Below are 19,748 nucleotides of genomic sequence, written 5' to 3'. Positions count from 1 at the left end.
GCTAAACCTTTGCGATTAGCAACTGACTTCCAGCAAGCTTTAATCAACGGCATTAACCAAGCATGATCAAGCTTGCTACAAAATAGGCAATAAGCGTAAGTGCGCCCGCAAATAGTGCGTAGGGAAACTGAGTTTTAACGTGCGTTAATACGTCAGTACCTGCTGCTAGCGAAGATACGGCAGTAGTGTCGGAAATAGGTGAACAGTGATCACCAAATATGCCGCCCCCCAAAATAGCGCCAATGACCAGTGAAGGGGGTAACCCTAAACTTTGAATCAACGGCACACCAATAGGAATTAGGATGGCGAATGTGCCCCATGACGTGCCTGTGGTAAACGACATGATCGCTCCGGCAATAAATAGCATGGGAACAATAAGCACTAAAGGAAGATACTCTCCCACTATGCCCGCGACAAACACGCCCGTTCCAAGCACCTTAAGACTATTGCCTAAGGTTAACGACAGTAACACTATGGTTACTAGAGGAAGTAGTTCACCCATCCCTTTAAAACCAATTTCTACCGCTTCCTTGTGGGTAAAACGTTTGTGGATTAAGAGCAGGCCATAGGCAATGGCAGTGGCTAAAGCAGTAGCGTAAAGTACAGATTTGCTCCCGCTGCCTTCAGACAATACCCCATTACCTGTCCAGAACATGAAGCCAACCATGCTTAATACCATTATTATTAGCGGTACCAACATAAAACGTGCCTTGGTGGCAGGTTCCGTAGTTTGGTTAACCTCTACATGCGTGAGTGCTTTTTCTTCCTCAGCCATGGGGCCGTGCACTTTGTCAGCGGAAATAGTGTAGGCCACAATAAGTAAGGTGAAGATAGCGTAAAAGTTAAAAAATACGCTGCCCCATAAAATTGAGGCTGACGAAGCTGGTAGCTCGTATGCATCGAGAAGGCTGAGTATAAATGCCCCCCAGCCGTTCAATAAAATCAAAATGCAAACGGGCGCGCTGGTGGAGTCGATGATGTAGGCTAAGCGCGCGCGGCTCATGCCGAAACGGTCAAACAGACCTCGGGCGAATATGCCGGCAGTGAGCACACTTAAGTTTGATTCTATGAATACAGCGATGCCAGTGAACATGGTCAAGCCGCCAACTTGTTTGCGACTCTTCGCTACCCCTTTGTTTACTAGAAAGTTGACCGTTGCCGTTACTCCGCCAGAGTCACGTATAAATGCGAGCAACGCGCCCACTAGTACAGAGAAAATAAGCACCCGTGTATTGCCCGGACTCGCGGCGGTATCAACCACGCGCTCTATGGCATTAATGGGCGCCATATAGCTGCTAGCGATATCAGCATTTACCAAAATTAACGCTTCCGCGCACAAAACAGCCAGCGCTAATGCGAGTATGACTTCTTTTTTCCAAAAGACGACGGCAATAGCCACAAGAGGGGGGATGACTGACATCCAATCCATACTTCTTTCCAAACTTAAATTTATGTGTGCCTAGGACTTGTTGAGCTTTGATAAGTTACTACGCTCTACTTGCCCTATAGGTATGTCTATTTGCGTAAGAGAATGTGTGATTGCAGTTCAAAGTTGGCGAACATGCTTCTCTCATTTATGCTAGCGTACCGTATTGTGCTTCGTGTTACCAAGGATTAGATAAACATTGTTATTCCAGCAAGTTATTTGTAAAAAACGTGCTTCATTGATGGGCCTTAGCGCTATCTTGTCAGGCATACTCATTTTATTAAGTGCTTCACTGTTTACTGCTAGCGCAACCGCGCAATCTGAAAGTGCTAACGCTTCGAATAATCCTAAGCCCAGCGCTGATGCCGAAACAATTCGCGCTGTAAAAAACATGCTCGGGCAAAAAATCATTTTGGATTTTCGCTATTTCTGTGAAGACAATACGCCGTCTTCGCGCTGCCGTACGCCCATGACCGTAATTCCACCGTCACTTTTAAATGTGCTTAGTACGCACAACATCGGCGGTGTTATTTTGTTTTCAGAGAACATTCAAAATACCGAGCAGTTAATTACGCTCAATTACACCATGCAGCAGCATATGGTAAAAGCAGGTCGTCAGCCGTTATTTATTGCTGTCGATCAAGAAGGGGGCAGAGTAGCAAGGTTGCCTTCAGACATGCTCTCGCCGTTTGCGGGTAACATGGCCATTGGCGCCACTTTTCATCAGCGAGGCAGCGCATTTGCGCAAAGTGTGGCATCGCATATTGGCCAAACGCTTTTACCGCTGGGAATAAACACCAATTTTGCGCCGTCGGTTGATGTAAATAGCGAGCCGAAGAACCCCGTTATTAACGTACGCAGCTTTTCGGAAAATCCAGAGCAGGTAGCCGCACTCGGGCAGACATTTGTCAGTGCTATGCAAAGTACTGGTGTAATGAGTGCTATCAAACATTTTCCAGGCCATGGTGATACCCATGTAGATAGCCACAGTGGCTTGCCGCAAGTAATGCATAGCAAAGCGCAAGCTATGGCGGGTGACATCCTTCCTTTTGCGAATATCATTAATAGTGCAACGCCTCCTGCAATGGTAATGAGTGCACACATTCAGTACCCGTCTTTAGACGATACGACAATTATTGATAAGCATGGTAAGTCACAAATAGTTCCTGCTACTTTGTCGAAGAAGATACTAAGCAATTTGCTTCGCAACCAATTAGGATATCAAGGCCTTATCGTTACTGACGCGTTAGACATGGCAGGTATTACTCAGTTTTTCTCCCATGAAGAAGCATTAGTCAGTGCATTCAGCGCAGGTGCTGACATTGCGCTTATGCCGTTCACCATAAGAACCCAAGACGACATAAAAAAGTTCGCGTTACTTTTGGATAATGCAGCAAGTCGAATGTCAGAAAGCGCTTTCTTGAAAGCGTCTCATAATCGTATTATTAAGGCAAAACAGCGCTTTGCTTTGCAAAGTTTTATTTCCAAGCCGATGTCATGGTGGCTCAATGAAGCGAAAGAAAATGCTTCAATGAATAATCCTAACAGTTTGAAAAACCGAGGAATTCAAATTGAGAAAGCGCTTTCTAAATCGTCAGTTTCTGTACTCTTCGGGAAGGATGAGTTGCCAATAACTTCAAATCGCTGGTTGGCGCTTATGCCAGACGCAGCAAGATGTTTAGCATTTGAAGCCGCGCTTACACGCGCACGTTCCAACTTCAACAATAAGACTCTGGAGTTTGCGTGTTTGCCGTTAACTGCGTTACCTAAAACCCAATTAGCAATGAATCTACTAAAACAAGCTGACGTGCTGGTGGTTGGTAATATTAGTCCGCTACATGCTAACTATGAATTAGGAGGAGTCGATTTACCTGAGCATGTGAAACGACGCGCAAGCGAGACTGAGGTGATGGCATTTAGCAAAAAAATAATGGTTGCTGCGAAAGCACAGAATAAAACCGTGGTCTTTGCTCCACTGCGCATGCCATATAAAGCGCATGACGTGAAAGAGCTAGCCGATGTTGCTATTGCTACATTTAGTTATGCGGTGAACATTACACAGCAAAGTGATAAAGAAAATCAGCACGTTACGAGCTATAGTCTTAATGCTTTGGTTGATGTAATACTTGGTAGCGCGCTCGCTGAGGGACGTTCACCTGTTTCGTTGAAATAGGTGGCCACGCGAAAGCAGAGACCAAGACCAAAGATATTGCCCATTTAAGTGCGAACAAAGAGCCAAGCCAAAAGCCATTTTAAAAGGAGTTATCGTGAATACAACAAATACATCAGGTGCTACGCAAACTTCATTAGTCGATACGGTATTAAGTGCGTTGTTCCCTTTTGTTCCGCTTCTTGTCGCTATTGTATTGGTAATAAGTGCGCTCATCGCACTGCACTACCTTCTGCTAGCCAAGCAGAGCCATCTTACTAGTGAGCAGAAGTTACCTCGCCAAGTTGGAGTGTTGGTACTTACTATCATTGGCGCTGTTGTAATTGCAATGACGCTCCCTGTAAGTGAGAGTACTAGAAATCAGGTTATTGCACTTATCGGCGTACTTATATCAGGTGTGATTGCCTTTTCTTCTACCACCATGGTAGGGAATTTGATGGCGGGGATCGTACTTCGTGTAAATCGTCCGTTTAAAGTGGGTGACTTTATCAAGGTAGAAGGCTACAGCGGTCGCGTTACCGAAATGGGCTTGCTCGATGTGGAAATTCAGACTGAGAGCAGAGAGCTTATTGCCTTTGCCAATACGCTGATGGTGAATTCGCCCGTTTCTGTGACCAGAGCGTCTGGCGCAATTGTTAGTGTAGATATCAGCTTAGGTTACGATATACATCACAGCATTATTGAAAAGCACTTACTTGTTGCAGCTGAAAATGCCCAGCTGTCAGAGCCATTTGTACAAGTAGTTGGGTTAGGCGACTTTTCAGTAAGTTATCGCATTTCAGGTCTACTAACTGAAGTGAAGAGTTTGCTGAGCGCGCGCTCAAGGCTTCATAAAGCAGTACTCGACGCTTTGCATAATGCCGATATTGAAATTGTTTCTCCTAGCTTTATGAATCAACGCCCCCAGCCCGACGGTTTGAAAATGATAGCTAAATCGCCTGGACACACTAAACAAGAAGAAGCATCTCCTGAAGATGTTATTTTTGACAAAGCTGAAGAGGCCGAGCAAAAAGAAAAAAGTAAAGAAACGCTGATGCAGACGATCGCCGATATTGATGCAAAAATCGCTGAGAGTGACGGCGAAAACAGAGATCAGCTTAAACATCAAAAAGCCACCGCTGAAGCTCAGCTCGCAGCTTTGGTAAAAACAAAAAATGAAGAAGGTTAGTTTTCACTAACTTTTTTAGCTTCCAATAAAGCTGTGTTTATGTGGGTGTGAGTGTTTACTTACATGTTGTATGTTAAGTTTGGCATCGCTATCGCTTCCTCCACATTTACCTTGATAAGAAACCTCAAATCCTCAAGGCTAAAAACGTTTATCTGTACATCAATCCGTGTCTTCGTAAAGCAGGTATGCTTTTCGTTTTTCTCTAAATTTGCTTAACTCTTTCTGCCAACTCTGGCGAATTTCTGCAGGCGTTTTACCGGCTTGAATTTGATATCGTAGCGCATCGGTACCCGCTAATTTGTCGAAGAAATCTGGGCGAGTAAAGAAGGTTTCTTCAGAGGCATCACTGGCGCTGACCATTTTGTTATATTCAGAAAAAAGAGAATAGGCATCTATCAATGTAGCGATATCTAAGCCACTAATTGGTGAGCGCTTGCGAGTTGTTTGCTTAGAGTCAGAGCCTTCCAAAATCAAAGGATCAGCATAAGAAAAGACATTTGCACTTAGCAGAGTATTTTCATGTTTAGGGTGGGGCGCTGCACTATTTGCATTTACCGGTATCTTGGTTTTACCAAATTCAACAAACGGGTGGCCAATAAGTTGGAAGGGAAAGTCAGTGCCGCGACCTATACTCACATCGGTGCCCTCAAAAAAGCACAGCGTTGGGTAAAGGCGTATCGATAAATCGTTTGGCAGGTTAGGACTTGGGGCTACGGGCAATGAATAATGTGCAGTGCGTTGATAATCCTGCACTGGGACAACGGTAAGCTTAGCGTTGTCATAACTGCTCGCGTCAATATCTAACCACTGTTCCCCCACAATCATTCTAGCAAGTTCGCCCAAGGTCATACCGTGTAAGACGGGAATAGGATGCATGCCAATGAACGACGAAAATTCAGATTGAAGTACTGGGCCGTCAACATAACGGCCGTTAGGATTTGGCCTATCTAACACGATAACGTCGATATTACGCGCAAATGCCGCCTCCAACACATAGTGCAAGGTGCTTAAATAGGTATAAAAGCGTACGCCTACATCCTGAATATCGAAAACAATCACATCGATGCCATCCAACATGTCGGGGGTAGGCTTTTTGGTTGCGCCGTAAAGGGAGTGAATAGGTATACCGGTTTTAGCATCAATATTGCTATCTACTTTTTCGCCGGCGCCTTTGTCTCCTCTAAATCCGTGCTCCGGCGACATAATACTTACAACATTAACACTGCGTTGAAGAAGGGCATCAAGCAGGTGCTGATTGCGCTGGCTTGTCTTTATCTTATCTTTTTGTGCAGCCAAGCTGTTGCTCGATTCGCGCTCTTCAGGCTCAACCATGCTAGAAGGCAATGCGCTGTGGCTCGAAACCAACGCGCTTTGGTTTACCACCAAACTAACCCGTTTACCTGCTAGCAAGGGCAGGTATTTCGAATAGCGTTCAGCGCCAACAGTAAACTGCTTAGTGCTTGATACGGGCTGCTTATCCCCTAGTGTAGGCTGCTTTTCTATTAATGTAGGATGCTTCGCGTTGCCACCTGTATCACTTGTATATACATGTGTAGATAAGCTTTGCTGTGCACAGCCGTTAAGCGATAAGCTAATTAGTGCTGAAGATAGTATTGCAATGAATGCGCTCGACGTTAGGCGTCTAAAAACCTTGTTCAATGTGACCGAAGTTAAAACTTTCATAGCATTAGGCTACCGTGGTTATTCGCTTTTATTCACGGCGGAACGTAAATACCCACCGCTAGCATCTAATTGAGCGGCGGCCTGCTCGGCAGATTGCCCCGTTAATACCATTAAAATAGCAACTTTAGCTTTGTTGTTACACGCACTAAGCGCTGCTAAAGCAGCATTTTCACTGCAGTCCGTAGCCTGCATAACTATGCGAAGCGCACGGGCTTTTAGTTTTTCGTTAGTGGCATTCACATCTACCATTAAGTTTTGATAGGTTTTCCCCAGCTTAATCATTGTGCTGGTGCTAATCATATTAAGAATTAGCTTTTGCGCCGTACCCGACTTCATGCGCGTACTGCCAGTAAGTGCCTCAGGACCAACAACTGGGCATATAGCTACATCAGCATGGGTAAAAATAGCGGCGTTAGGGCTACATGCAATAGCGCCAGTAAAGCAGCCAAGCGAACGGGCATATTCCAGTGCACCACTTACATAGGGTGTACGACCGCTTGCCGAAATACCAATAACGGTATCGTTGTGGTTTAAGGACAGCGCTACAAGATCAGCACGCCCCGCGTCGACGTCATCTTCTGCACCTTCTACGGCGTGCTGAATGGCTTTTTCACCGCCAGCTATCACGCCAACAACCAGTTCATCAGGCACGCTAAACGTTGGGCGGCACTCCACCGCATCAAGTATGCCCAGCCTGCCGCTGGTCCCCGCGCCTATATAAACAAGCCTGCCACCATTTCTAATGCTAGTGGTTGCAGCATCCACCGCTTTTCCAATTTGCGGAATTTGCGAGGTAACTGCGTTTGCCACTTTCGCGTCTTCGTTGTTAATGCGGGCAAGAATGCCTTCCGTGTTTAGCGTGTCTATATCGAGGGTGTCTGGGTTTCTGCCTTCGGACACAATTTTATTCAGTGACTGGGCTAATTCGTTAACGGTGGGTTTATTACCTGCCGCTTCATTGTCAGTACTGACTGTATTTTTAATACTGGCGTTGGCGGATGATTCTGAAGTAGAAGAATTGTGCGAAGACATTAAAAACCTTGGGGCAACGAAATTGTGATAATGAGCTAGCGCAAAGCATAACGGTATTTTATGCCATAAGAAACCTTGCGTTAGATGGTACGTTTTTCATTATTAATCCTGCGCAGCTAATACGTTTCTCGTGGTACACTTTGGCTTTCGATATTCTTTCTCATTAAACATTTAAGGAACGTGTTTTTCTGTGAGCCGACAAACGCAAGCTATCATTCATGCTGATGCCCTTTTACATAATTTTAAAGCCCTTGCTGCTTTAGCGCCCTCAAGTCAGTCTATGGCGGTAGTAAAGGCCGATGCTTATGGTCATGGAGCAGTAAATGTAGCGCGCATTCTTCAGCATGTTTCTTCGCGTTTTGCCGTAGCAATAATTGAAGAAGCCATTGCGCTTCGCGACGCGGGAATTTCTGCGCCTATTGTGGTGTTAGAAGGGGCACATCAGGCAAAAGAGTGCCAAATGGCATTTCAGCATAACTGTATATTAGTTATGCACTGCGAAGAACAGCTTACGTGGTTAGAAAGCTGCCCCGAACAGCAGCGCCCGCATATTTGGCTTAAAGTGGATAGCGGCATGCACCGGTTGGGTTTTGCCCTTTCCGATATCGAAGGGATTGCTGCTAAGTACAATCATTTACTTAGCGAGCAAACGGTTATTGCTACGCACTTTGCGTGCGCTGACGATGTAGATAATAACTTTACCAACACGCAAATCGATGCGTTCAATCAAGTAGCGAGTAAATTGGACTTGCCAACCAGCGTGGCTAATTCTCCCGCCACGGTAAACTGGCCTGCAAGTCGAAATGCTTGGAACCGTTTAGGTGTGGGGGTTTATGGCGGTGCCGTTTCTACCTCACAAAATCTCGACATTGAAATCTACCCTGCCATGACACTTCGCTCCAGTGTATTAGCGGTACGAACCATACCGGCAGGCGAAGGAATTGGTTATGGTCAAACCTGGGTAGCAAGTAAGCCCAGCAAAATTGCAACCGTTGGCATTGGTTATGCCGATGGCTATCCAAGACACTGCAAAAACGGTACGCCGGTAATGATTAGAGGTAAACGCGCCTATTTAGTTGGCCGCGTTTCTATGGACATGATCACAATCGATGTAACTCATATCGACAACGTCGCGGTGGGCGATGAAGTTGAACTCTGGGGGCAGAATGTGCCAATTCAGGAAGTTGCGGCTAATGCTGACACTATCGACTACGAATTAATGACCCGCGTTTCTCAACGGGTGCCGCGCATTGTAAAATACCTTTAACTTTCAAAGCAGTGCCAATTTGGCCAATCTTTATATAAGTTTTAATAAAGCACTATTCATTAAAAGAATGAGACTTTTACCCCCATTTTGAGCCTATACTGTATCGGCTTGGTTGCGGGATTGCGGTGAATGTTTCGCCTCCAACTGTGCTGAGCAACAACTCATAAGTGAGGTTTGTATGCGTACTTCGTTTTCTCGTCCAAGAGTGAACCGTGGAGTAGTAAGTCGACCGTCAAGACCTGTTCAGAAGAAGCAATAGGTTTGTTGTAGGCGTCTAGGGATACAAATAAAAGATACAAGAAAGCCCGGTTAGGTTGTGCCTAACCGGGCTTTTTATTTGTTGCCCTAATCATCGCTGCTGTCTCTTTTTGAGGGGAGTAACAGCGAAAATTTATGACCGAATGGCAAAGACTGGCTGAGTAAATTTAGCCGTTTTGTGCGCGAAGCTCGCTGTCTAAGCACTGTTCTAGGCTGTTTTCAGCACGATTTTCCAAGTGATTGGTATCGGCGTTGTTTGACTCAGCGTTTGCCTTTTTTGATTCAGATTCGCCTTGTACTGGGAAGTAACGCTCTGGTCTATGGTTAAGCGAAATAACCATGTTCAAACAAAATGCGGCTAAAATTGAAATCAGCACTAAAGGCCAAGCGATGAAAAACAGAGCACTAAGTAATATACAGCTATCGACGGTTAGCTGGAATGTACCGGCTCTAATATTGAAACGCTGTTGTAAATAGAACGCCATAATACCAACGCCACCAAGGCTTGAGCTATGACGAAACATCATCAGCATACCTACACCAATTAAAATACCGCCAAATACCGCCGCAAAAAATGGATTTACGTGGCTAATATCCACAAACGCTGGAATTTGCTCAGTTAGTACAGAAACCGTGGTGACGGATATAAAGGTGTTAATGGTGAAACGCTTGCTAATTTGCGTCCAAGCTAGGGTGTAAAACGGTAAGTTAATCAGAAAGAATAGCAAGCCGAAGTCCATATCTACGGCATAAGTACCTAACAGCGCTAAGCCTGCCGCGCCACCTACCATTAAGTCTTGAGACTGAAATAAATATACGCCAAAAGCAACAAACAAGCCGGCGCTTATCAGGGCGAAAACATCCTCGATGACACTGTGTTTTGTTTTTTGCATAAGAAAAAGTTTGCGTTAAGAAGACACAGCGTAATTATACGTTTACAACACAGTAGGTTACAGCGAGATGAAAAGTTAACTCGGTGCGATAAATGGCGGAAGGTAAGTTTGCCTTTACGACTTTTAGCGCACCGGTGAATAGGGTGTTGCGTCGATGTAAACGTTGCACCAACCTGGTTCACATAAAACGCAAAAAGTAGAGGAAGCTGCTAGGGAGTCTGATTACTCAACAATAGAGAATACAACGGTATCTTGCTTATTAAATTCTACGCTGCATTTCATAATGCCTAAGTGTAGCGGGCTATATGCTTCGATTTTGCTGCCATTTGCAACAAACTCTGTATCCCACAACAATAAGTTTGCAGTATCTAGCTGGCGTTCGACACTTTTTTTCGATACGCCAGGCGTAAAATTATCGCAGAGAATTATGACTTCGCGCCTTGCTTCTATCCAATAAAACGTCGTAGTGATCAACAGTGCTATTGCCGCTATTGCAACAACATCAGCAATAATGGAACGCTTCATGGCCTGCACGTGCTACTTCTCCTCTACTTCCTTACACTATTCATTTAAAACCTTGCCGCAAAAAATATCGCAACGACAAGGCGCACTTATATAAAGTGCAATTAGGTGGTTTGGATCAAATCCCACTTATTGCCAAACTTATCTCTAAAGATGGCTACCGTACCATACACTTCTTCCCGAGGGGTTTCTAAAAATGCCACCCCTTTGCTTTGCATGGCATTGAAGTCGCGCCAGAAGTCGTCAGTATTCAAAATTAAAAATACTTTATCGGCGGCTTGGCTGCCAATGAGTGCCCTTTCTGTGTCATTTTTTGCTTGCGCCAACAACAAGCTCGTAGCACTGTGTGGTGGGGTTACCAGAACAAAACGCGAGTTTTCGCCGGTTACTTTGTCTTCGGTTAAGGTAAAGTTTAAAACCGTGGTGAAGTATTCAACGGCACTGTCGTAGTCGTCTACAAAAAAAGTAATGGCCGAGAGGTTTTGCGTCATAAATCAGGATCACTTTGAAAGTTAAGCTAAGTTAGCTGCGCATACTACCTAAAAGCTGACTGAGCTGAAATGCGGGTTGTCAGTTATTGCATGAAGTTGAGCGATTTCATTAAGCGCAATATTTTGCGTGGTTTTGTTGATGGACATTTGAATACACTCTGTGGCCACGTCGTTGCGTTTATCGATAACTGTGGTCAATGCTTTACCGTTTATCGTATTCCCGTCTTTTAATACTATGCTCACCTCAAGCCCATACATGCAGGCAATTTCGATGTAGTCGTAAAGCTGGCACGCTATGTTCACATATTCCCCTATTCGCTGTTCAAGTGGCGACCAATTAGTAGAGTAGACCTGACGTTCACAGCAAAACTTTCCGCATCTACCGCGCATACATAGCGCTTCACTTTCCACAGTAAACGACCAATGTTTAAATGCCGCCGCCTCGCGGGGGGCGATTAATTTCCATGAGTCACTTCACAGAAGTCTGACCTTAACAAATGATCTTTTTTTAAGGTTTGCTCAGTATTGTTAGTACTGAAGGATTTATTTTGGTGCGCGATACACCTAAGCGCTTGAACGCCCCTCATGTTTCTTAGAGGCATTTTTTAGCAAAGGGTTCCCGCCAAAAATTCAATACAGGAACAGTAATGAACAAGCTACTATCCGCATTTTCTTTAGTTTCAATAGCCTCGTGCACCTCAAGCTTCGCAAATGCCGACGAACTTCCCTTTAATTTAAGCGGTCATGTTAGGGTTAACTACGGGCATCAAGACTGGCAAATTCCCGAGTTTAGAGATGGTTTCGAATTTGAATCATTCAAACTTGGCGTGTCGGGTGAGTCAGATCAATTTAGCTATAAAGCCGAATATCGATGGTACGAAAACACAGACTTCGACACAGTAAGGTTCGCCGACCTGACTTATCATTTCGATGAGCAAACCGAGATTACAGCAGGTATAACCCAAACACCGTTTGGTTTGCAGCCCTTTGCCAGTAACAACTTTTGGTTCTCGGTAAATTATTATCTAGGCTTCGAAGATGATTACGATGCTGGGGTGAAAATAAACCATGATTGGGGTAACTGGGATTTTCAAGCCGCCTATTTTATGAACGACGAGTACAACGATGCCGCTGAGTTTGGGCGCTATTCGTTCGACGTGGCGGACGACGGTGAATATCGAAATAAAGAAGACGGCCAATACAATTTACGTGCTAACTACACGGCAAACTTTATTCGCGGAGGCACTACCGATATTGGCGTGTCTTACCAATACGGCAACATCTTAAACCTGGATACCCTGGACGATGGTGATATGAATGCCTATGCCGTGCATATGCGCCATACCCAAGGCGACCTAAAAGTCGAACTGCAGTATATCGATTATGAATACGATTTGGCTGCACCAGAAGGGCAAGCAGACGATCGCATAGCGCTATCCTCTTTCACCTTCCCGTTCTTAGCCGCGGCCGACGGTAAAACCTATTCAGCAAACCTTGTGTACTCTGTGCCTTATAAGTTTACTCACATAGAATCACTTACTTGTTACTCAGAGTACAGCGTGGCAAAAGGTGAAGGAAGCGAAGGGAAAAACTCGTCGCAGTGGATAAACGGCTGTAGCTTTGGCTGGGATAAATTGTTTGTATATGTAGATAGTATCCAAGGCAAAAACATGTGGTTCTCAGGCGGTCCGGGCGTGGGACTCGACTTAGGTGGTAGACAAGAAACTACCCACCGCCTGAACATAAACCTTGGTATTTACTTCTAATCACTAACAGGACTTTGACATGCGATTACTATTAATAGCGACATTTATACTAGCGCTAGTTCCAATGCAAAGTTTTGCCCATGCGTGGATGAAACTGCGAATAGCGACCACAGAGTATGCCCCTTATACGTCAACTGATATGCAGCACGACGGTTATATCAATCACATAATCGCTGATGCGTTTTTAGAAACGGGCGTTGTGGTTGAGTTTGTATCTTTACCCTGGGAAGAAGCGCTTGAAGCAACGCTGAAAGGCGAATACGACGCCATCTCATACGGCAATTTTGTGCGCGCCCGGGAAAGTGAGTTTTTCCACAGTAACCCTATTAGTGCGGAAAGCTTGGTGTTTTATGTTAATGCTGAAAAGGGCCCTGATACTTGGGCTGAATTAAGCGACTTAAAAGACCTAAAGATGGGCGTAACAGAAGGGTATTTATACAACGATGAACTTGCCGCTTACATTAAAAGCAGCAGTAATGTTGTGGAAAGTGCCACAGACAAAGACAATTTACAGGCGCTGATTGACGGTAAAATTGACGTTTTTCCCATTGATGAGTTAACCGGATGGTACTTGCTTCAGCGTGATTTCGATAGTGGCGACCGCAGAGATGTGATGCCCATTAAGCCGTTTATCTCAACTGTAACCACGCATTTGTTAGTGCCTAAAGGCGAAAGTGACAGTCAGCTTATTCTGTCGCTATTTAATAAAGGGTTAGAAGAGTTAACGCTGGACGGAAAACTGACCCGCTTTAAACGCCTTCTAAAAGAAGGCTACTATCAGCATCCGCAGAAAAAAGTGAATTTTGACAGACGCTAGCTGGCGTTTCAGGCCTAAGGGGCTATATAAAAGCCCCGCTGGCTAAACGCCAAAGGCATAATAAATTAAACTAAAAGGGCAGTGCGATAATAAAAATAATCTATATACTTCAGTGCACATAATACTGATGTAATGGTTATTTCCTAATGCGCAGCCCTTTATTTGTGCGACTTTACGGGCGTGGTCGTTTTCGCTCGCTGTTGAGCACATGCCTTCTGCTAATACTCGTTGTTATTTGCCCGTTAGCCAATGCGTCGAGTGATGAAATAGCCTTTGATGTCTCTGGCTCGTTTAGAGTGCGCTACGAGTCGTTGAATAACCCTATATTTCCAACATCATCAGCTGCTCGAGAACAAAGTAATCAGCGTCTTTCAACACGCTTTATCGTGAATTCTACGGTAAGTTATCAAAACCTCGCGGCAACGATTGATATACGTGACTCGCGAGTGTTTCTGGATGAAAACGATCCAACGCTAACGGCCAATCAGGTTAATACACTGGAGCCTACACAGTTTTTTATCACCTACAAACCTGAACGAGAATCAGGCTTATACGAAGTGTCTGCGATAAAAGTAGGGCGTATGGAGCTCGACTACGGCAGTCGCAGGCTATTGGCCAAAACAGCCTATCGCAATGCCACCAATAGCTATGATGGAATTGTGGTGGAAGCAAGAGTTGCAGATTGGCAGGTACACGGCGTGTACGTGCTGCCGGTATCTCGCTTTCCTACTGACAGTGAAAGTCTGGACGGGAACGAACGCGCGTTCGACAAAAGCTTTAGCGAGCGAAAATTCTTTGGTGTGTACGCTGCGTCAAAAGACAACAACGTCAAGCTGCAAAGCTACTGGTTAAAAGAAGACGATAGTGAAGCGCTTGCCACCAGAAACCGTGATCTGTACACATTGAGTGTGGACTATACCCAGCCTTTCGATAATGGCCTGATAACAAATATAGAGGTGGTGGGGCAAACGGGAACTTCTTATCAAACCGCATCTGCTAACGATACAGACGAGAAAGACGTTCGTGCATATATGCTGTTTGGTTATGTTGGGAAACAGATTACAGACAACACCTTTCTTAGAGCTGAAGTTGACTATATCAGTGGCGACAACGACACAAGCGATGACACAATCTCTGACTTTGATACCTTATACGGCGTGCGACGTTTTGATTTCGGACCTACTGATGTATATCAGGCTATGCCACGAAGAAACCTAAAAGCAGTGGGGCTTCGAAGCGTGTCTAAGCCAGCAAAAGCGCACAATATTATGCTTGGTTACAAAGCCATGTGGTACCAAAAAGCACCTCAAGACGTGGACAGTTTCATTGGCCATCAAGTGGAAGCTCGCTGGCGTTATCAAGTGCGACCCGAGTTGCGATTAGTGCTAGGTGGAGCCTACCTCAAAAAAGGAGAGGGTTTTGCGCGTGGAGATTACAGCGACAACAGCGCCTTCTTATTCACTGGCGCTTTGTATACCTTTTAAAATCTCCGGCTAAATAGCCCGCGTAAACTGGGTACAGCTGCTTACACTACAAGCCTTGCAGATGAGCGCGTACTCTCTTTTCTGTTTATTATATTACTGATATGGTTAACGGCTATTTTGAAATGCCCATTTAGAGGTTGCCTTGTCGTATTCAGCTGAAACATCGTTTTTTGCCCGTTGTATTGCACTATTAAAATTACTCGGCCCGGGTGTGCTTATGGCAACAGCGGCGGTAGGCGGTAGTCACTTAGTAGCATCAACTCAAGCGGGGGCGAAGTTTGGTTGGCAGTTAGCGCTGCTTATATTGGTAGTTAACTTACTCAAATACCCATTCTTTAGAGCAGGCGTTAGCTACACCATCAGTACAAAACAAACCCTTCAGCAAGGGTACTTGGGAATGGGACGACGATATTTGGCCATTGCCTTGGGTTTGAATACCATTGCGTCGGTGGTCAATGCTGCAGCGCTGTTGTTGTTTGCAGCAAGCTTATTGTCGTATTTTATTCCTTTCGATATCGCCATAACGTTGTCCGCTTCAGTGGTTTTGGCACTTATTTTAATCATTCTACTCGCTGGCCATTTTGAAGGATTGGACAATATCGCCAAAGGCATAATGGGCGTGCTTGTGGTGGCGACTGTCGCCGTATTCGTGGTGGCACTAAGCAATTATTCTGCTTCATCAGCACCTGCCATGGCACCGCCTTCGCCTTGGACGCTCGCTACATTAGGCTTTTTAGTCGTCACAATGGGGTGGATGCCCGCGCCTATTGAAATATCGTCCATTACTTCACTTTGGTTAAAGCGCCAGTGCAAAGGGCAAGCCGTAACGCCAAAGTCGGCCCTTTTCGATTTTAATTTAGGTTATGCAGTGACGGTGCTACTCGCATTGTTGTTTTTGGGCTTAGGTGCATTAATTTTGTATGGCAGCGGTACAGAGCTAAGTACCAGCGGTATCGGCTTTTCCCATCAGTTAATTAGCATGTACTCATCAACCATTGGGCAGTGGGCGCATTGGCTTATCGCACTGGTTGCATTTTTGTGCATATTTGGTTCTGCGCTAACCGTTTACGATGGTTATGCGAGGGTGGTTGCTGAAGCAATAGCGCTTCTTTTTAACAAAGACAAAAACGCACGAAATACGCTGGTAACGCCGGTGTTACTGTTTATGGCAGTGGCGAGTTTTATCATTGTGTTGTTCTTTAAATCTGCGCTATTGGCAATGTTAGGCTTTGCGATGACGCTGGCTTTTGTTACGACTCCAATGTTTGCTTGGCTTAACCATAAGCTTGTGGCACAAACTAAGCTTCATCAAGACGCGGCACCAAACGTGGTAGTGAAGCTGCTTAGCTATTTAGGCCTAATCTATCTATTTGGGTTTCTAATGGTGTTTATATGGTGGAAGTGGTTTAGCTAGTCACTTCCTACCGGAACGAGAGCGCAAAGCACTTTAGGTGCTTCGCAAGTTTCACCTTAGTAAATTAGTTTAATTACGCGCACTTATGCGAGCCCTAGCGCAATACTCATCTATACTGTAGATGACATCGTTTGAGGAGTTCGCAGTTTGGTGCGTGGCAAAAAACTATTTCCTTCAACCCTTTTATTATGGGGTAAGCGTATCATGCTGCTTTCGCTTATGAGTGCGGCAATGTGGGGCTGTTCAAAAGAACCGCAGCAAACTATCCACTGGCACAATGCTTACGATATTGAGCGCGAACTTCATCTTTTGGGGCAGCAAGAAGACCCTCGCGAAATCTACAAAAGGCTTCAAGGTATTAAGCAACAAGCTTCGCTACAGCTTTCTCAAATGCGTGAAGCAGGTAATCAGGACCCGTTATTTAGGGAATGGTTGGAGTCGCTACGCATTAGCTTATCGTTAGCCCCTTTGTACGGCGATACCATTGAAACGTGTAGCGTGTGGCAAGGCGCCATGGAAGACGCTTGGGGAGTGGGAATAGTGCAGTTTAATGAACGAGCCAAACTCGTGTGGCGGGTAATGGTGGCTACCTGCAACGCACGAGTTCGCTCGGTATAGTACTAGGTTTTACTTAGTATAAACGGGGCGAGCCGCTGTTAGCGTTGCCACTTTATCTATCACTTGCTGTACTACTGCATTGTCTTCTGGCGCTGTTAACACATCACAAATCCAATGGGCTAATTGAGCACAGTCTTCTTCACTAAAATTGCGTGAAGTGACCGCAGGTGTGCCAATTCGAATACCACTTGTAACGAATGGCGACTGCGGATCGTTAGGTACTGTGTTCTTATTTACCGTTATATTCACGCTATTTAATATCGCGTCGGCTTCTTTCCCCGTCATTCCTTTGCTTACAAGACTTAGCAGGAACATGTGGTTGTCGGTTCCATTAGAAACTACGTCAAAGCCACGCTTCATAAACACATCAGCCATAGCTTGTGCATTAATGACTACCTGCTTTTGATAAGCGCGGAACTCTGCTGTCATGGCTTCTTTAAGCGCTACCGCTTTTGCGGCGATAACGTGCATAAGTGGGCCACCCTGAATGCCAGGGAAAATTAATGAATTGAATTTCTTTTCAAGCTCGGGGTTTGACTTACACATAATAAGCCCGCCACGAGGGCCACGCAGTGTTTTATGGGTAGTAGTAGTAACCACGTGAGCCGCGTTAATTGGCGAGGGATAAACACCGGCCGCAACAAGGCCTGCAACATGTGCCATATCTACGAGTAAATACGCGCCCACGCTATCAGCGATGTCTCTAAACTTCTGCCAGTCGACCACGCGAGAGTAAGCGGAAAAGCCCGCTACAATCATTTTTGGTTTGTGCTCTTGAGCCAGGGCTTCTACTTGGTCATAGTCAATTTCACCAGTTTCTGTGTTCAAGCCATACTGAATCGCGTTGTATAGTTTTCCCGAGAAGTTAGGCTTTGCACCGTGTGTAAGGTGCCCACCGTGATCAAGGCTCAACCCAAGAATGGTATCGCCAGGGTTTAATAGCGCCATATAAACTGCAGTATTCGCTTGAGAGCCAGAGTGAGGCTGCACATTCACATAGTCAGCTTCAAACAATGCTTTAGCTCTGTCGATAGCAAGCTGCTCTACTTTGTCCACCGCCTCGCAGCCACCGTAATAGCGCTTGCCCGGATAGCCTTCTGCATACTTATTAGTTAGCTGACTGCCTTGCGCCTGCATAACCGCTTTGCTGGTGTAGTTCTCCGATGCAATCAGTTCAATGTGATGTTCTTGGCGTTCGTTTTCTTGCGCAATAAATGCTGCGATATCTGGGTCTTGTTCGTGAAGGTGCTGGTTAAGTGGGTTCATGCTGGCTCCTAAATGTCATTATTTTGTATCTGATACTAGGAGTGTAAAAAGAATAAATAAAATTAATAAAAAATATGGCATTATAATTTTATTAAATGGCCTTGTGAGCAAGTTTGGCATCAGTAAGGCAAAACAGCAGGCAAAGCTAATAGAGAGGTGCAAAGCAAAGTAATGAAAAACTTATCGATAGATTTTCTGCGTTCGTTCGTGCTTATTGCACAGACGGGTAGCTACACTCAATGTGCCGAGCAGCTTCAGCGCACACAGCCTGCCATTAGCTTACAGATAAAAAAACTAGAAGAAATGATTGGGGAAAAGCTATTTTCCCGCGACAAAAATCGCTTGGCACTAACTGGCGCTGGTAGTCGCTTATTGTCGTACGGTGAAAAGATAGTGGCACTGAACGATCAGGCGATGGCCGAATTCGGCAAACCGCAGGTTACGGGAAATATTCGGTTAGGCATTCCCAGCGAATTTAGTACAACGCTTATGCCTAAAATTATTCGACGGTTCACGCAAACCTATCCGGAAATATCGCTAGAGGTGCATTGTGCGCTAAGTAAAGACTTACTTAGTGAGCCGCTTAAAAGCCAGTTCGATTTAATTCTTTCGCTACAAGAAACACCTGCTCCTCAGCAAGACGGCTACATCATTTCAGATCAACTGGTATGGGTGGGGAGTCAGCGCTTTGTAAATAGCGTGCCTGTTAAACTGCCTATTATTGCTGCACCGTCGCCGTGTATTTACCGCAAGCGAGCAACCAATCTGTTATCGGCTATCAAAAAACCGTGGCAGGTGGTGTATACCATTGCTGACTTAAATGGCATACAAACGGCGATTAACGAAGGGCTGGGCATAACCGTTCTTGCAAAGAGTTCAGTGCCACCTGGTCTACACGTTTTATCTAATTCAGAAAGTTTACCCGAGCTTGGGCATGTGGGTGTTTGTTTAGTTAACCCTCAGAAAGTGTCATCGAAAGCGATTAGCTTGCTTACTGAAACCATTACCAACGAAGTCGCAAATTTTTAACAGGAAATAGCAGGGGATAGCTAGCGCGCTTGCTAAACAACAACAAGGCAAGCGCACCGAGAGGAGTAACAGCTTTTCAATAAAGGCCGTCTATGCCTTTTTAACAAATTGTGCAGTTAGCATCATTTCGCCAGCACCATCTACTTTACAATCTAGCTGGTGGTCTTTGGCATCTTTCACATGACGGATAACGGCTTTGGTGCCAATTTTAAGTACCAATGAACTACCTTTTACCTTCAAATCTTTTGCTAACGTAATTTTGTCGCCGGCTACTAACGGTGTTCCGTTGAAGTCTTTTGCTGAGACTTCCTCTTCTACCTCGTTCGGGTTCCACTCGTGTCCACATTCAGGGCAAATAAGTAGAGGCTGATCTTCGTATACATATTCTGATTGGCAATGCGGGCAAGGAGGTAACGACATGTGGAATTCTCTTAAAGTACTAAA

At 45.1% G+C, this 19,748-nt stretch carries 18 protein-coding genes; 9 read left to right on the top strand and 9 right to left on the bottom strand.

What is annotated here, in order from left to right:
• Positions 1-52 precede the first annotated feature (52 nt).
• Complete coding sequence (locus MHN00_RS03510; RefSeq protein WP_039225029.1) at positions 53-1,429, bottom strand: Na+/H+ antiporter NhaC family protein; 1,377 nt, start codon at positions 1,427-1,429, stop codon at positions 53-55.
• 196 nt (positions 1,430-1,625) lie between these two features.
• On the opposite strand from MHN00_RS03510, the gene MHN00_RS03505 reads away from it, so the two are divergent.
• Together MHN00_RS03505 and MHN00_RS03500 are read left to right on the top strand one after the other, a co-directional pair.
• Positions 1,626-3,599 carry a glycoside hydrolase family 3 N-terminal domain-containing protein gene (locus tag MHN00_RS03505; RefSeq protein WP_014975537.1) on the top strand — a complete coding sequence of 658 codons (1,974 nt, stop codon included), beginning with the start codon at positions 1,626-1,628 and terminating at the stop codon, positions 3,597-3,599.
• 94 nt (positions 3,600-3,693) lie between these two features.
• The gene (locus MHN00_RS03500; RefSeq protein ID WP_239300264.1) at positions 3,694-4,764 is read left to right on the top strand and encodes a mechanosensitive ion channel domain-containing protein; all 1,071 of its coding nucleotides are present in this window, start codon (positions 3,694-3,696) and stop codon (positions 4,762-4,764) included.
• A gap of 159 nt (positions 4,765-4,923) precedes the next feature.
• Here MHN00_RS03500 and MHN00_RS03495 read toward each other — a convergent pair whose 3' ends face one another.
• Positions 4,924-6,447, bottom strand: a complete 1,524-nt coding sequence (locus tag MHN00_RS03495) for a DUF1343 domain-containing protein (protein WP_239300263.1) — start codon at positions 6,445-6,447, stop codon at positions 4,924-4,926.
• An 18-nt stretch (positions 6,448-6,465) separates the two neighbouring features.
• Positions 6,466-7,479, bottom strand: a complete 1,014-nt coding sequence (gene murQ, locus MHN00_RS03490; RefSeq protein ID WP_239300262.1) for an N-acetylmuramic acid 6-phosphate etherase — start codon at positions 7,477-7,479, stop codon at positions 6,466-6,468.
• Between the two features lie 190 nt (positions 7,480-7,669).
• On the opposite strand from murQ, the gene alr reads away from it, so the two are divergent.
• A complete protein-coding gene (gene alr / locus MHN00_RS03485; protein ID WP_239300261.1) occupies positions 7,670-8,746 on the top strand; it encodes an alanine racemase in 1,077 nt (358 codons plus the stop codon).
• Positions 8,747-9,171: 425 nt separating this feature from the next.
• Here alr and MHN00_RS03480 read toward each other — a convergent pair whose 3' ends face one another.
• From MHN00_RS03480 to MHN00_RS03465, 4 genes are all read right to left on the bottom strand, one after another.
• Entirely contained in the window at positions 9,172-9,897 is a 726-nt protein-coding gene (locus MHN00_RS03480; RefSeq protein ID WP_014948121.1) for a YitT family protein, read from the bottom strand.
• Positions 9,898-10,119: 222 nt separating this feature from the next.
• Positions 10,120-10,431 carry a hypothetical protein gene (locus tag MHN00_RS03475; RefSeq protein ID WP_014948122.1) on the bottom strand — a complete coding sequence of 104 codons (312 nt, stop codon included), beginning with the start codon at positions 10,429-10,431 and terminating at the stop codon, positions 10,120-10,122.
• A gap of 92 nt (positions 10,432-10,523) precedes the next feature.
• The gene (locus tag MHN00_RS03470; protein WP_039225021.1) at positions 10,524-10,910 is read right to left on the bottom strand and encodes a VOC family protein; all 387 of its coding nucleotides are present in this window, start codon (positions 10,908-10,910) and stop codon (positions 10,524-10,526) included.
• Positions 10,911-10,958: 48 nt separating this feature from the next.
• Positions 10,959-11,300 carry a Rho-binding antiterminator gene (locus MHN00_RS03465; protein ID WP_239300260.1) on the bottom strand — a complete coding sequence of 114 codons (342 nt, stop codon included), beginning with the start codon at positions 11,298-11,300 and terminating at the stop codon, positions 10,959-10,961.
• A gap of 257 nt (positions 11,301-11,557) precedes the next feature.
• On the opposite strand from MHN00_RS03465, the gene MHN00_RS03460 reads away from it, so the two are divergent.
• The 5 genes from MHN00_RS03460 to MHN00_RS03440 all read left to right on the top strand — a co-directional run bounded on the left by MHN00_RS03460 (position 11,558) and on the right by MHN00_RS03440 (position 17,009).
• A complete protein-coding gene (locus tag MHN00_RS03460; protein ID WP_014975544.1) occupies positions 11,558-12,676 on the top strand; it encodes a porin in 1,119 nt (372 codons plus the stop codon).
• 19 nt (positions 12,677-12,695) lie between these two features.
• Positions 12,696-13,493: a transporter substrate-binding domain-containing protein gene (locus MHN00_RS03455; protein ID WP_014975545.1), complete on the top strand. Its 798-nt coding sequence runs from the start codon at positions 12,696-12,698 to the stop codon at positions 13,491-13,493.
• A 146-nt stretch (positions 13,494-13,639) separates the two neighbouring features.
• A complete protein-coding gene (locus MHN00_RS03450) occupies positions 13,640-14,977 on the top strand; it encodes an alginate export family protein (protein WP_239300259.1) in 1,338 nt (445 codons plus the stop codon).
• A gap of 142 nt (positions 14,978-15,119) precedes the next feature.
• On the top strand, positions 15,120-16,391 hold the full coding sequence (locus tag MHN00_RS03445; protein WP_239300258.1) for a divalent metal cation transporter: 1,272 nt from the start codon (positions 15,120-15,122) through the stop codon (positions 16,389-16,391).
• 150 nt (positions 16,392-16,541) lie between these two features.
• The gene (locus MHN00_RS03440) at positions 16,542-17,009 is read left to right on the top strand and encodes a hypothetical protein (protein ID WP_014948129.1); all 468 of its coding nucleotides are present in this window, start codon (positions 16,542-16,544) and stop codon (positions 17,007-17,009) included.
• A gap of 9 nt (positions 17,010-17,018) precedes the next feature.
• On the opposite strand, the gene glyA is transcribed toward MHN00_RS03440, so the two are convergent.
• On the bottom strand, positions 17,019-18,275 hold the full coding sequence (glyA, locus tag MHN00_RS03435) for a serine hydroxymethyltransferase (protein WP_061439323.1): 1,257 nt from the start codon (positions 18,273-18,275) through the stop codon (positions 17,019-17,021).
• Between the two features lie 171 nt (positions 18,276-18,446).
• On the opposite strand from glyA, the gene MHN00_RS03430 reads away from it, so the two are divergent.
• Positions 18,447-19,304: a LysR family transcriptional regulator gene (locus MHN00_RS03430; RefSeq protein WP_239300257.1), complete on the top strand. Its 858-nt coding sequence runs from the start codon at positions 18,447-18,449 to the stop codon at positions 19,302-19,304.
• A gap of 90 nt (positions 19,305-19,394) precedes the next feature.
• Here MHN00_RS03430 and MHN00_RS03425 read toward each other — a convergent pair whose 3' ends face one another.
• Positions 19,395-19,724 (bottom strand): zinc ribbon domain-containing protein YjdM, encoded by a 330-nt coding sequence (locus tag MHN00_RS03425; protein WP_014948132.1) that lies wholly within the window; start codon positions 19,722-19,724, stop codon positions 19,395-19,397.
• Positions 19,725-19,748 lie beyond the last annotated feature (24 nt).

The sequence above is a fragment of the Alteromonas sp. Cnat2-8 genome, from assembly GCF_022348355.1.
In the GTDB taxonomy this organism is placed as follows: Bacteria; Pseudomonadota; Gammaproteobacteria; order Enterobacterales; family Alteromonadaceae; genus Alteromonas; species Alteromonas macleodii.
Note: the sequence above shows the minus strand (reverse complement) of the source record. Positions and strands in the feature narration are given on the sequence as shown.

Excerpts from the sequence above, each read along its gene's own strand:
- MHN00_RS03470 (WP_039225021.1), bottom strand. The coding sequence starts at position 10,910 with ATGACGCAAAACCTCTCGGCCATTACTTTTTTTGTAGACGACTACGAC.
- MHN00_RS03455 (WP_014975545.1), top strand. The coding sequence starts at position 12,696 with ATGCGATTACTATTAATAGCGACATTTATACTAGCGCTAGTTCCAATG.
- glyA (WP_061439323.1), bottom strand. The coding sequence starts at position 18,275 with ATGAACCCACTTAACCAGCACCTTCACGAACAAGACCCAGATATCGCA.
- MHN00_RS03495 (WP_239300263.1), bottom strand. The coding sequence starts at position 6,447 with ATGAAAGTTTTAACTTCGGTCACATTGAACAAGGTTTTTAGACGCCTA.
- MHN00_RS03465 (WP_239300260.1), bottom strand. The coding sequence starts at position 11,300 with ATGCGCGGTAGATGCGGAAAGTTTTGCTGTGAACGTCAGGTCTACTCT.
- MHN00_RS03425 (WP_014948132.1), bottom strand. The coding sequence starts at position 19,724 with ATGTCGTTACCTCCTTGCCCGCATTGCCAATCAGAATATGTATACGAA.
- MHN00_RS03480 (WP_014948121.1), bottom strand. The coding sequence starts at position 9,897 with ATGCAAAAAACAAAACACAGTGTCATCGAGGATGTTTTCGCCCTGATA.
- MHN00_RS03510 (WP_039225029.1), bottom strand. The coding sequence starts at position 1,429 with ATGGATTGGATGTCAGTCATCCCCCCTCTTGTGGCTATTGCCGTCGTC.
- MHN00_RS03460 (WP_014975544.1), top strand. The coding sequence starts at position 11,558 with ATGAACAAGCTACTATCCGCATTTTCTTTAGTTTCAATAGCCTCGTGC.
- murQ (WP_239300262.1), bottom strand. The coding sequence starts at position 7,479 with ATGTCTTCGCACAATTCTTCTACTTCAGAATCATCCGCCAACGCCAGT.
- MHN00_RS03430 (WP_239300257.1), top strand. The coding sequence starts at position 18,447 with ATGAAAAACTTATCGATAGATTTTCTGCGTTCGTTCGTGCTTATTGCA.
- MHN00_RS03450 (WP_239300259.1), top strand. The coding sequence starts at position 13,640 with ATGCGCAGCCCTTTATTTGTGCGACTTTACGGGCGTGGTCGTTTTCGC.